The organism is Microterricola viridarii (assembly GCF_900104895.1).
In the GTDB taxonomy this organism is placed as follows: Bacteria; Actinomycetota; Actinomycetes; order Actinomycetales; family Microbacteriaceae; genus Microterricola; species Microterricola viridarii.
In genome coordinates, this window is sequence record NZ_LT629742.1 from 3252862 (window position 1) to 3265257 (window position 12396).

Genomic DNA, 12396 nt, shown 5'->3' on the forward strand with positions numbered 1-12396 from the left:
GCGCCGGAACGCGGCCGCTACGGCGTCGCCGGCGCCTCGGGTTCTCCGAGGCTCAGCATCAGCCGGTTGGCCCAGCTGAAGAACGCGGATCCGTGGATGACGTCCGCGATCTCGAGCGGGTCGAGTCCCTGTGCGCGCAGCTCGGCGATGTGTCCGGCGGTCAGCGCGACCGGGGTGCTGGCGAGGGCGACGGAGGCGTCGACGATGGCCCGCCAGCGCGGGTCGAGCGCGGCTTCCGTGCCCTCGTCGAGCAGGCGCTGCACGTCGTCGCTGCGCTTGGAGTGATGGCTCGCGAAGCGCGAGTGCACGCTGGCGCAGAAGATGCAGCCGTTGTGCCTGCTCGTGGCCGTGGCGGCGAGCTCGCGCTCGGCCCGCGGCAGGCCCTCCTTGGTGTTGTAGAAGATGTCCTTGTCGGTGCGGGTACGGGCGCCGAGGATCTCAGGGTCGCGGGCCAGCAGCGCGAAGTAGGGCGACTTGGCGCGCGAGGCGTCGACGAGGCCCGTCCAGTGCCGCTCCTCGAACTCGGATTCCGGCAGCGGTTCCAGCCACGGCACCCAGCCGAGCTCGGCCTGTGTGAAGGCGACGGGGCGGTCGAGGTCCGCGTGTTCGATCACGGCCTCGGGCGCGACGGCTGCGGGTGTGGACGAGGTGGTCATGACAGGAGCTCCAATCCGGCGACAACGCGAATCTGAAAGGTGAGGAAGGCGACGAGCTGGGAGAGCGTGACGATGTCACTCGTGCTCCACCCGGCGTCGAGCAGCGCCTGCAGCGCGGCGGGGCTGGCCTCGCGCGGGCGGAAGACGAGCAGGTGGGCGTGGTCGAGGGCTGCGGACAGGCGCACGCCGAGCACGTCCCGACGCTCGGGGGCGACGCGGTAGCGGAGCCCCTCGCTGTCCTCGACGCTCAGCGGGCCGGCCGGGTAGGCGCCGTAGGGGCCGCTGGTGCGGGCCGCGGCGATCTCGGTGGCGACGGCCTGCGGCAGCGCGCGCGCCGACTCGTCGGCGACCGGGGCGGCGGCCGCGCTGAGCAGCTGCTCGGCGTAGTACCGCTCCGTCGGGGCCGAGGCGTGCAGCCCCGCGACGAAGGCGGCGACCGCGAGGCGCTCGACGGCGCTCACCGTGCCGGGGTGCTCAGGGGTGAACAGCGCGTCATAGCTGGCCTGCGCATTGGCGCGGGTGACGGGGCGGCGGGCGCGCAGCTCGTCGATGGCCGAACCCGGGGTGACCCCGAGCAGCTCATCAATCACGTCGGGCGGGGTGATGGTGGTCATGCGTGTGCTCCTGTTCTGGTGTGTGCGGCGGATTCGCCAGCGAGTGATTCGAGCGAACGGTGCCCGATGCCGAGCGCGGGCGCGACCTGGGTGGCGATGAGCTCGATCGAGCGCAGCACCAGCTCGTGCGGCGGGTCGACGGAGTGCACCTGGAAGACGACGTCGCTGACGCGGTCGAGGCTGCGGTCGGCCGCGAGCGATTCGATCACGTCGTCGACGGTGCCGATGTGCGTGTCGAGGCCGGCGATCAGATCTTCGAGGGAGTCGCCCTCGATCTGCTGGCCGCCGGCGCGGAAGCCGGCTGCCGCCCGCCGCAGGTTCGGCTCGGCGATGCGCAGCGCCTCTGCGCGGTCGTCGGCGACGAAGAGCGTGCGGGAGGCCATGATGCGCGGCGTCGCCCCGGCCGGGAGGGCCTCGTAGTAGGCGTCGACGATGGGGCGTTGGATGTCGTCCAGGCTCGCGCGGGGAGACCCGGGCGGCCGCGGCTGGGTGCGGGAGAGCATCAGGCCGTCCCCCGCTGCGGCGGCCCGGCTGCCGCCGGCCACCGAGAACGTCGCCTGCCAGAGTTTGCCGCCGAGCTGCGGTGCCGCCGGGTAGAGCCGGTTCTCACGGCCGGCGGCGAAAGCCGCGGCGAGCGCTGCGGCATCCGCCGAGGCGCCCGCCCCGAGCGGGAGGCCGGCGAAGGCGTCGCGCAGCACGGCGAGGTGGTCGGCGAAGATCGCGCCGCGGTCCTCGCTGCGCTTGCCGAAGGCGGCGAAGGAGGAGGCGGTGCCGCCCGACCCGACACCGAGTTCGAGCCGCCCGCCGGCGAGCAGGTCGAGCACGGCCGCATCCTCGGCGACCCGCACCGGGTCCTCCAGCGGCAGCGTCACGATGCCGGTGCCGAGCCGGATCGTCGAGGTCTGCGCGGCCACATGGGAGAGGAACACGAGCGGCGCGGGAAGTCCGCCCTCGCTGGCGCTGAAGTGGTGTTGGGCGACCCAGGCCGAGTCGAAGCCGAACCGCTCGGCGGTGCGGATCTGCTCGGTCGCGAGTCGGTAGCGCTCCCCCGGTGTCGCCTCGTCGAGCAGGCGGGTGAAGAATCCGAGGCCGCGTCGGGCCGGCGGTGCTGAAGCGATGTCGCTCATGCTGAGAACTCCTTGACTGATGGCACTGCTGCGAGCAGTTGTTGGGTGTATTCGTGTTGTGGGTTGCCGAAGATCTGGGTGGCGCTGCCGGTCTCGACGGCCCGGCCGCGGCTCATCACCGACACCGTGTCCGAGATCTGCCTGACGACGGCGAGGTCGTGCGAGATGAAGAGGTAGCTGAGGCCGAGCTCGGCCTGCAGGCTCTCCAGCAGCCGCAGGATCTGCGCCTGCACCGTGACGTCGAGGGCGGAGACGGCCTCGTCGAGCACGAGGATCTCTGGGTTCACCGCGAGCGCCCTGGCGATGGCGACCCGCTGGCGCTGGCCGCCGCTCAGCTCCCGGGCCCTCCGGCCGAGCACGGTGCTCGGCAGGGCGACGAGGTCGATGAGCTCGGCCGCCCGGATGCCGCGGCCGCGGCGGTCGGCCAGCCCGAAGTTGCGCAGCGGCTCTGCGACGATCTGCTCGATGCTCTGCCGCGGGTCGAGCGAGCCGAACGGGTTCTGGTAGACGAGCTGGATGCGCCGGCGCAGCTGCCTGCGCCGCTCTCCGCGGAACTTCGCGACGTGCTCGCCGTCGATGATGATGCATCCGGATGTCGGCTCGGCCAGCCCCACGACGGCGCGGGCGGTCGTGGTCTTGCCCGATCCGGACTCCCCCACGATGGCGTGCGTCGTGCCGCGGCGCAGCCGGAACGAGACGCCGTCGACGGCGCGGAAGGCCTGGGCGCCGCGCCCGAACTCGGTCACGAGGTCTTCAACCTCGACGGCGTAGTCCACCTCGGGCGCCGCCGAGGCGTCGCGCAGGAACAGCGGGGCCTGCTGGGGGCGCGGTGTGGCGCGCGCCGGGGCGAGGTGGAAGGAGGGGGCGTCGGCGAAGAGGCGCTTGGTGTACTCGCTCTCTGGCTGGGCGATCACCGCGCGGGTCTCGCCCTGCTCCTGGATGCGGCCGTGCTGCAGCACGACGATGCGCTCTGCGCGCTCGGCGGCGACGCCGAGGTCGTGGGTGACGAAGAGGATCGCGGTGCCGAACTCGGCGCGGAGCTCGTCGAGCAGGTCGAGGATCGTCTTCTGCACGGTGACGTCGAGGGCGCTCGTCGCCTCGTCGGCGATGATCAGCTCCGGCTGCAGCGCGATCGCGATGGCGATGAGCACGCGCTGCCGCATTCCGCCGGAGAGCTCGTGCGGGTACTGCGCGGCCCGGCGCTCCGGCTCGGGCAGGCCCACCCGGGTGAGCAGCTCCAGCACGCGGGCGCGCTGAGCGGCCTTGTCACCGCGCTTGTGGATCTGCAGCACCTCGGCGATCTGGGCCCCGATCGTGCGCACCGGGTTGAGCGAGCTGGACGGGTCCTGCGGGATCAGGCCGATGCGGGCGCCGCGCACGCTCTCCAGCCGCTTCTCGCTCCAGTCGGCGATGTCGACGCCGTTCAACACGATGCGGCCGCTGTCGCGGTGGGCGTTCTCGGCGAGGAGGCCGATGACGGCCTGGGCGGTCGTGGTCTTGCCTGAGCCCGATTCGCCGACGAGGGCGACGACCTCGCCCGGCCGCACGGTGAAGCTGACGTCGTGCACGACCCGGCTCAGGCCGACGGCGGTGCGGTACGAGACGTTGAGCCCCTCGACGGCGAGAACGGGGACCTCCGCTGCGCTCCGGTCGCTCGGTCCAGCGTGGGTTTCCGCGATCGCTGCGGCATCCTGCTGCGTCATTTCTTCTTCTCCCCACGAAGCGAGTGGCTGATGCGGTTGGCGGCGAGCACGACGACCACGACGACGAGGCCGGGGAAGGTCGTGAGCCACCACGAGGTGGCGATGTAGTTGCGGCCGTCGGCGACGAGCAGCCCCCACTCCGGCGTGGGCGGCGGTGCGCCGTAGCCGAGGAAGCCGAGGGTGGAGATCGCGAGGATGGCGACGCCGAACTGCAGGGCGGCCAACGAGACGACCGCGCCGAGCGAGTTCGGCAGCACGTGCCGCCAGAGCACGGCCAGGAAGCGCCCGCCGCTGCCGAACGCGGCCTCGACGTAGTCGCTGCGGCGCACCCGCACCACCTCGCTGCGGGAGAGCCGGGCGAAGGCCGCGACGCTGCCGATTCCGACGGCGATGGCGGCGTTGATGGTGCCGAAGCCGAGCAGGATGATGATGCTCAGGGCGAGGAGCAGGCCGGGGATGGAGAGCAGCACGTCGACGATGCGCATGAGGATCGCGTCGAGCACCCCGCCGGTGGAGCCGGCGATCACGCCGATGGCCGTGCCGAGCACCAGCCCGACGCCGACCGCGACGAGCGCGCCGGTGAGCGATTGGATCGCGCCGTAGATCACGCGCGCCAAGAGGTCGCGGCCGAGCTGGTCGGTGCCGAAGAGGTGCGCGAGGCTCGGCGCCTGCAGCTTGTCGGCCGGGACGCCGACGAGCGGGTCGTGGCCGGTGAACAGCCAGGGCGCGATCGCCCAGGCCAGCACGAGGCCGAGCACCAGCCAGGCCAGCAGCAGGCTGGGGCGGATGGCGCGGAGGCGGCGCCACACCCCGTTGGTCGAGTAGGCCGCCTGCGGCCGTATCGAGACCTCGTGGGCGGATGCCGGGGCCGCAGTGTCGGCCAGCGAGGTCTCGATACGCTCGTTCCTCGGTACTCGACCAACGTGGGCGGCTGTCTGCTCGGTGTCGATGCTCATGCTGCTGCCCCTTCCAGGACGGGCGTGGCCGCGGGGGCCGTGCGGGCGGTGCCGCGCGAGAGGCGGCGCAGCCGCGGGTCGAGCACCGGGTAGAGCAGGTCAACGGCGAGGTTGGTGAGCACGAAGGCCAGGGCGGAGAGCACGACGATCGCCTGCAACACCGGGGTGTCCTGCGCCGAGACGGCCTGCTCGGTGAGGCGGCCGATGCCGGTGCGGCCGAACACCGTCTCGGTCACGACCGCCCCGCCGATCAGCTCGCCGAGGAGCACGCCGGCGATCGTCACGGTGGGGAGGATCGCGTTCTTGGCGACGTTGTTCCAGAGCACCCGGCGCCGACTGGCGCCCTTGGCCCGCACGACGCTGACGAACGGGGCCAGCTCGACCTCGTCGATCGAGCGCACCAGGATCTGGGCGAGCGGGGCGCTGATCGGCACCGCCAGCGTGAGCACCGGCAGGATCAGCCCCTGCACGGGGTCGGCCCCGATCACCGGCACCAGTTTGAGCTGGAAGGAGAACACCTGGATCAGCACGATGCCGAGCCAGAACACGGGAACGGAGACGAAGAGGCCGGGCAGGCTGCGGAGGAAGCCGCGCAACCAGGCGAAGCGGGTGAGGGAGGAGAGGAAGGCGAGGCTCACGGCGATGAGCACGGCCAGCAGGAACGCCGACAGCGCGAGCGTGATGGTCTGCGGTGCGGCCTCGGCCAGCATCTGCGTGACCGGCGTGCCGTTCTGGATCGAGTAGCCGAAGTCGCCGGCGAGGAACCCGCTGAGGGTGTGCCAGAACTGCTGCGGCAGCGGGATGTCGACGCCGTAGCTCTCGCGCAGGGCGGCGATCTGCTCGGCCGAGAGCCCGAGCTCCGGGTTCTCGAACTTGATCATGAGCGCGTCGCCGGGCAGCGCCTGCAGCAGCACGAAGGTGGCGGCGAAGGCCACGAACAGCACCACGGCGGCCTGGCCGATGCGGGCGAGCACGTGCTTCATGGGGTGCCTTCCTGGTGAGTGGTGTGAGGAGGGTGTGGGTGGAGGGGGAGGTTCCGGATGCCGCGGCCCGCGGCATCCGGAACCCGAGGTGCTACTTGTTCAGCCAGACGTCGTAGAAGATCGGACGCCCGACGGACTCGAACTCGACGCCCTCGACATAGTCGGCCGCGCCGTAGACCTGCGGCTCCTCGAACAGCGGGATCACGTAGGCCTGCTCGGCCAGGTAGTCCTGCACGGCCGCGTCGGCCTCGAGCCGCTTGGCGGGGTCCGGCTCGCTCGCGACGGCCTCGAGCAGTGCGTCGAGGGTGGTGTCGTTGGAGAGCAGCACGTTGCGGTTCTTCGTGTGGAACTGGCTCTTGATCACGTCGGGATCGGCGCGGCCGACCATCGAGTGGTAGAGCGGCGTCTTCAGCGGGTCCTTGATGTCCTCGGCGTAGCTGCCGGCGTCGGCGGCCTTGACGTTGAGTTCGACGCCGATCGCCTTGAGCTGCTGGCTGACCAGTTCGAGCGTCTGCTTGGACAGCGGCTGCGGCTTGGCCTCGTAGACGTCGAGGGAGAGGCGCGTGCCGTCCTTCTCGCGGATGCCGTCGGCGCCCACGCTCCAGCCGGCCTTATCGAGCAGGGTGGCGGCCTTCTTCGGGTCGAAGGTCAGGTGCTCCGACTCGTCCTTGTAGCCCAGCGCGGTGGAGCTGAGCGAGGACGTGGCGACAGGGTAGTTCGCGGTGAAGAGCGTGTCGACGACCTCCTGCGCGTTGACGCCGGCCACGAGCGCCTGACGCACCTTGATGTCGCTGAGCAGCGGGTTCGTGAAACGGAGGCTGAGCGAGTTGTTCACGCCGCGGGTCTGCGGAGCGTACAGCTCGAAGCCGGCGGACTCGACCGCGGCCTCGTCAAAGGCCTGCACGTAGCGGATGTAGTCGGCCTGTCCAGAGGTGAGCCCGCCGATGCGCACGCTGTCCTCCGGCGTGACGATCAGGTGGATGGCGTCGAGGTAGGCACGGCCCTGGTGCTTGAGCGACGGCGGAGCCCAGTCGTAGTCCTCGCGCGCCGTGAAGGTGAGCTCGGTGCCGAGCTTCTCCTCGCTGACCACGAACGGCCCGGCGCCGATGATGGCCGCCGCGTTGCCCGCGCCGAACTTCTCCAGCGGCAGGTCGAGCGTGGCCGGCGAGAGGAGGCCGGAGTTGATCGTGGACGTCGCCTGCAGGAACCCGGGGGCGGGGGCGGAGAAGTGGAACTTCACGGTGGCGGCATCGACGACCTCGCTGCTGGCGTAGTTGTTGATCGCCTCGGAGATGGTGAGGGCGAGCTCCTTGTCGCCGAGGCCGTAGACGTCGAAGTTCTTCGCGACGGCGGCGGCGTCGACGGGGGTGCCGTCGGAGAAGGTCACGCCGTCACGCAGGGTGAAGGTGTACTCGGTGGCGTCGGCGTTCACCTCCCAGGAGTCGGCGATCCACGGCTCGATCTCAAGCGATTCCGGGTTCTGGTAGGTCAGTCGCGCCGCGATGTTGTTGACGACGCCGCCGTTCGGGTAGAACCCGGCCTGCGGCGGGTAGAGGTTCGTGAAGGCCTGGTGCTCGAGGTAGGTGAGCGTGCCGCCGGTGACGGGCGCCGCGGGGTCGGCGTTGCCGCCTGCTTCCGGGGCCGCCGTTCCGGCGCAAGCGGCCAGCAGGGCTGCGGTTGCGAGTGCGGCGGTCGCCGCGGCAAGCGTGCGGGTGATTCGTGACATCCGTGAAGCCTTTCGCTGTGGTGGGTGTGCGTGGGTGAGTTGATGTTGTCAACTCACCGGCGCGAGCGCGAGCGATTGTGTCGCCGTGCGTTACACCGCGTCACCTGCGGTAATTTGCTTGTGCTCCGGGGGTTCTCCTGCCTACGTGCGCGCAGAGCGCGTGATCCGACACGCCGTGAAACTCCGCGGGCCGGCCAGGGAATACCACGGCCCTCCGTGCGCGTTGCCCTGTATGGCCCCGCATCGGGCGGGCTCATCGAAGGGCTCCATGACGCGCGACGCTTTCCCTGCTGCACCCGGCGACTCAGAGAGCCTCGAGCCGAAGGGCCTCGAGCCGGATGCCGGCGGGCAGCCGTGGCTGAGCGAGGCCGAGCGGCGCGCGCTCCGCAAGCGCACCCCCGACTCCGCGATCGTCTTCGCCCTCGCCTTCACCGGCATCGTGGTCTCGTTCATGATGACGCTGGTCACGCCGCTGCTGCCCGAGCTCCCGCACCTCCTGCATGTGTCCACCCCCGACGCGATGTGGGTCGTCACCGCCACCCTGCTCTCTGCCGCGATCATCACCCCGATCGGCGGCAGCCTGGGCGACCTCTACGGCAAGCGCCGCATCCTGCTCATCCTGCTCGCCGCCGTCGTGCTCGGCTCGGTGATCGCCGCGTTCTCGTCCACCCTCATCCCGCTCGTCATCGGCCGGGTGCTGCAGGGGGCCGGGCTCGGAGCGATCCCACTCGGTATCAGCATCCTGCGCGATGTGCTGCACCGCGACCGGCTCGGCAAGGCGGTCGCCCTGGTGAGCGCCACCCTCGGCATCGGCGGCGCCGTCGGCCTGCCGGTCTCCGCCGTCATCGCGCAGTACCTGGACTGGCACATGCTGTTCTGGCTGTCCGGCGTGCTCGCCGCGGCGGGCTTCGTGCTGGTCTACACCCTCGTGCCGGTCAGCACGCTGCGCACCGGCGGCCGCTTCGACGCCCCGGGCGCGATCGGCCTGGCCCTCGCCCTCTCCGGCATCCTGCTGGCCGTCACCAAGGGCAACGAGTGGGGCTGGCTGAGCCCGCTCACGCTCGGCTTCGGCACCGCCGGTGTGGCGATCCTGGCGGTCTGGGTGCTCTACCAGCTGCGCACGCGGCATCCGCTGATCGACATCCGCGTCGCGACCCGGCGCACCGTGCTCCTGACCAACCTGACCTCGGTGATGGTCGGCTTCGCGTTCTTCTCCAGCGCCGTCGCGTTGCCGATGCTGCTCGAGACGCCGACCGGCACCGGTGTCGGCCTCGGCCAGTCGATGCTGGTGGCCAGCCTCTGCCTGATGCCGAGCGGCCTGGTGATGTGGGCGATGTCCGGCACCGCGGCCCGGCTGACGGCCGCGCGCGGGGCCCGGGTCAGCCTGCTGCTCGGCATCACCATCATCGCCGTCGCCTACGCGCTGGCCCTGCTGTTGATGACCGAGGTGTGGCACACGCTGCTGGTGGCGACGGCCGTCGGCTTCGGCGTCGGCTTCGCCTACGCGGCGATGCCGACGCTCATCATGGGAGCCGTGCCCTCTTCGGAGACGGCCGCCTCGAACGGCCTCAACTCGGTGATGCGCACCCTCGGATCGACCGCGGCGAGCGCCGTGATCGGGCTGGTGCTCGCGACGAACCTCGTCACGGTGGGCGATCTGACCACGCCCAGCACCCTGGGCTTCCAGTTGAGCTTCGCCATCTCGGCCGCCGCGGGCGTGCTCGGCATCGTGCTGACGCTGTTCATCCCTCGACGCCAGGCGCAGTACGGGGCGGCCGCGCTGCCCGAGTAGGCCGGCGCCTGCCTACAGTGGAAGACATGGACAGCGGACAGATGGATCTCGGCAGCACGCTTCAGCTCAACGACGGCGCACGCATCCCCCGGCTCGGGGTGGGCACATACAAGGTTCCGGATGCCGACACCCCCGCCGTGGTGGAGGCCGCGCTGGCCGCCGGCTACCGGCACATCGACACCGCCGCGCTGTACGGCAACGAGGTCGGCGTCGGCCGCGGCATCCGCTCGGCCCTGCACGGCCAGCCGGGGCTGGAGCGCGCCGACCTCTTCGTCACCACCAAGGTGTGGAACACCGAGCACGGCTTCGACAGCACGCTGCGCGCCTTCGACGCCAGCCTGGACGCCCTCGGCCTGGACCACGTCGAGCTGTACCTCATCCACTGGCCGGCCCCGGCGCAGAATCTCTACGTCGAGACCTGGCGCGCGCTGGTGCGGCTGCGGGAGGAGGGCCGGGCCCGCTCGATCGGGGTCTCAAACTTCCACCGCCAGCACCTCGAGCGCATCATCGACGATAGCGGGGTGGTGCCGGCGGTGAACCAGATCGAGCTGCAGCCGTGGCTCGCGCAGGCGGAGCTGCGCGCCCTGCACGCCGAGCTCGGCATCGTGACCGAGGCGTGGTCGCCGCTGGCCAGGGGCCGCGCGGTCACCGATCCGGTGCTGGCCGAGATCGGGCTGCGGCACGGCAAGAGCGCCGCCCAGGTGACCATCCGCTGGCAGCTGCAGCTCGGCAACGTGGTGATCCCGAAGTCTCTGAGCGCCGCCCGGCTGCGGGCCAACGCCGATGTCTTCGACTTCGAGCTGGATGCCGCGGAGGTCGCCGCGATCGCGGCGCTCGACTCCGGCGAGCGCTCGGGCAGCGACCCCGAGCTGGTCGACTAGGAACGGCCGACCGGCCCGGGCTCGCTGCCGCCTGCCGGCGAGACGTTGGCTATTTGCTGGCTAGTTGCTGGCTACCAGCGCGGGTGGATCGCGGCGCGCAGGCGGTTGTCGTAGAGCGCGCGCACGCCGGCGAAGAACTCGTCGCCGAGCGGCGGCAGCGAGCCGGCCGCGGCGTTGGCGACGGCCTGCTGCGGCGAGCGGGCACCGGGGATGACGCTGCTGACGCCGGGCTGCTGGGCGACCCAGGCCAGGGCCACCTCGGCCACGGGAACGCCGGGCGCTGCCGCCTCGGCGAGGGCGGCGAACTCCTGCGCCGCCGCCAGGCCCGTCTCGTAGTCCACACCGGAGAAGGTCTCGCCCACGTCGAATTGGCTGCCGTCCCGGTTGAAGTTGCGGTGGTCGTCGGCCGCGAAGCGGGTCTCCGCGGTGTATTTGCCGGTGAGCAGCCCGGAGGCCAGCGGCACCCGGGCGATGATGCCGACGCCGGCATCCGCCGCGGCCCTGAGCACCTCGTCTAGGGGCTTCAGCCGGAACGCGTTCAGGATGATCTGGATCGTGGCGACGTTCGGGCGGGCGATGGCGGCCAGGGCCTGCGCGCTCTCCTCGACACTCAGGCCGTAGGCGGTGATCGCGCCCTCGGCGACGAGGGTGTCGAGCGCGTCGTAGACCTCGTCGCTCGTGACGACGCTCGTCGGCGGGCAGTGCAGCTGCACCAGGTCGAGGGTGTCGACGCCGAGGTTCTGGCGCGAGCGGTCGGTCCACTCGCGGAAGTTGGCGAGCACGTAGTTCTCGCGCAGTTGCTCGGCCCGGCGACCCATCTTGGTCGCGACGGTGATGTCGTGGCCGGGGCGCTCGCGCAGGAATGCGCCGATCACGCTCTCGCTGCGGCCGTCGCCGTAGACGTCGGCCGTGTCGAAGAAGGTGACGCCGGCCTCGACGGATGCCGCGAGCACCGCTGTCGCATCCTCGACGCTGACGTCCCCCCAGTCGGCACCCAGCTGCCAGGTTCCGAGTCCGATCACTGACACCGTGCGGCCGGTGCGGCCAAGCGTACGTTGCTCCATGGCCCCATCCTAGGGCGAGAGCTCCGGGGGCAAGTTGGGCTCGACGCCGGCCGGCAGGTCGGCGTTCAGCACTCCGGCGACGACCCGCGCGAGGCGCCGGCGGATGATGTGCGCGTTCGCCTCCACCCGGTGCATGGTGACCCCGCGCATCCGCCCGACGATCTCCAGACCGCCGCGCGGGATGAACTGGTCAAGCGCCCCGTAGACGACGTCGATCGGGGCGGCGACGCGGGACAGGTCCGAGATCACCGTCTGGTTCTCGATGCAGTTCTGCATCGACTTCACGAACGGCTCCCACTGGTCCTCGCGCAGCTCGAAGACGCCCTTGATCGGCAGCAGCTTCGCGATGATGCGCGCGTTGGCGAGCGTGAACTCCTTGTTCGTGCGCAGGTAGTCGTAGGCGCGCAGGTAGAGGTCGTTCTCGAGCTTCGCGCGCTTGTCGCCGAGGTTGGTCGGCGGCAGGTAGACCGGGGGCGAGATGAGCACGAGATGTGCAACGAGCTGCGGGTGCTCCGCGGCGAAGCGGGCGCTGATCAGCGAGCCGAGCGAGTGGCCCACGATGATGAGCGGGCCGCGCAGCGACTGCGCCTTGATCGTCGCGTGCAGCGCCGCCACGTGCTCGTCGAGCGTGTACTCGGCGCCCTCCGGCGCCGGCGAGCGGCCGAAGCCGAGGATGTCGATCGAGACACAGCGGAAGTTCGGCTCGAGCAGCGGCACCAGGTGCAGGAAGGTGACGGACGACGAGGCGATGCCGTGCACGAGCACGACCGTCGGGCCCTCCCCGACGTCGGAGGCGATGTGCAGCACGGGCGTCGCCGGGCGGCGCCGGCGCCCGAGGCCGCCGAGTCGTGCGCGGAGCGTCGACATCCAGGTCATGTGCTCATTATGTCTGCC

At 71.1% G+C, this 12396-nt stretch carries 11 protein-coding genes; 2 read left to right on the forward strand and 9 right to left on the reverse strand.

Annotated elements, in window-relative coordinates; genetic code table 11:
- Positions 1 to 17 precede the first annotated feature (17 nt).
- From BLT62_RS14895 to BLT62_RS14925, 7 genes are all read right to left on the reverse strand, one after another.
- Positions 18 to 656 (reverse strand): alkylhydroperoxidase domain protein, encoded by a 639-nt coding sequence (locus tag BLT62_RS14895; RefSeq protein ID WP_083364768.1) that lies wholly within the window; start codon positions 654 to 656, stop codon positions 18 to 20.
- The gene (locus BLT62_RS14900) at positions 653 to 1270 is read right to left on the reverse strand and encodes a CMD domain protein (protein WP_083364769.1); all 618 of its coding nucleotides are present in this window, start codon (positions 1268 to 1270) and stop codon (positions 653 to 655) included. The genes BLT62_RS14895 and BLT62_RS14900 overlap by 4 nt, the downstream gene beginning before the upstream one ends.
- Complete coding sequence (locus tag BLT62_RS14905) at positions 1267 to 2397, reverse strand: putative FMN-dependent luciferase-like monooxygenase (RefSeq protein WP_083364770.1); 1131 nt, start codon at positions 2395 to 2397, stop codon at positions 1267 to 1269. Before BLT62_RS14905 ends, BLT62_RS14900 begins: the two co-directional genes overlap by 4 nt.
- Positions 2394 to 4100 (reverse strand): dipeptide ABC transporter ATP-binding protein, encoded by a 1707-nt coding sequence (locus BLT62_RS14910; RefSeq protein WP_083364771.1) that lies wholly within the window; start codon positions 4098 to 4100, stop codon positions 2394 to 2396. Before BLT62_RS14910 ends, BLT62_RS14905 begins: the two co-directional genes overlap by 4 nt.
- Positions 4097 to 5056 (reverse strand): ABC transporter permease, encoded by a 960-nt coding sequence (locus BLT62_RS14915; RefSeq protein WP_083364772.1) that lies wholly within the window; start codon positions 5054 to 5056, stop codon positions 4097 to 4099. Before BLT62_RS14915 ends, BLT62_RS14910 begins: the two co-directional genes overlap by 4 nt.
- Positions 5053 to 6039, reverse strand: coding sequence for an ABC transporter permease (locus tag BLT62_RS14920; protein ID WP_083364773.1), 987 nt, complete (start codon positions 6037 to 6039; stop codon positions 5053 to 5055). Before BLT62_RS14920 ends, BLT62_RS14915 begins: the two co-directional genes overlap by 4 nt.
- Before the next feature lie 91 nt (positions 6040 to 6130).
- Complete coding sequence (locus BLT62_RS14925) at positions 6131 to 7765, reverse strand: TIGR04028 family ABC transporter substrate-binding protein (RefSeq protein ID WP_083364774.1); 1635 nt, start codon at positions 7763 to 7765, stop codon at positions 6131 to 6133.
- A gap of 268 nt (positions 7766 to 8033) precedes the next feature.
- Here BLT62_RS14925 and BLT62_RS14930 point away from each other — a divergent pair, with 268 nt between their 5' ends.
- Both BLT62_RS14930 and BLT62_RS14935 read left to right on the forward strand, forming a co-directional pair.
- The gene (locus tag BLT62_RS14930; protein WP_083364775.1) at positions 8034 to 9557 is read left to right on the forward strand and encodes an MFS transporter; all 1524 of its coding nucleotides are present in this window, start codon (positions 8034 to 8036) and stop codon (positions 9555 to 9557) included.
- Between the two features lie 26 nt (positions 9558 to 9583).
- Positions 9584 to 10438 (forward strand): aldo/keto reductase, encoded by an 855-nt coding sequence (locus tag BLT62_RS14935; RefSeq protein WP_156786380.1) that lies wholly within the window; start codon positions 9584 to 9586, stop codon positions 10436 to 10438.
- Between the two features lie 71 nt (positions 10439 to 10509).
- Here the strand turns inward: BLT62_RS14935 and BLT62_RS14940 are convergent, their stop codons facing one another.
- Positions 10510 to 11502, reverse strand: coding sequence for an aldo/keto reductase (locus BLT62_RS14940; protein WP_083364776.1), 993 nt, complete (start codon positions 11500 to 11502; stop codon positions 10510 to 10512).
- Positions 11503 to 11511: 9 nt separating this feature from the next.
- Positions 11512 to 12378: an alpha/beta fold hydrolase gene (locus BLT62_RS14945; protein ID WP_083364777.1), complete on the reverse strand. Its 867-nt coding sequence runs from the start codon at positions 12376 to 12378 to the stop codon at positions 11512 to 11514.
- Positions 12379 to 12396: the final 18 nt, after the last annotated feature.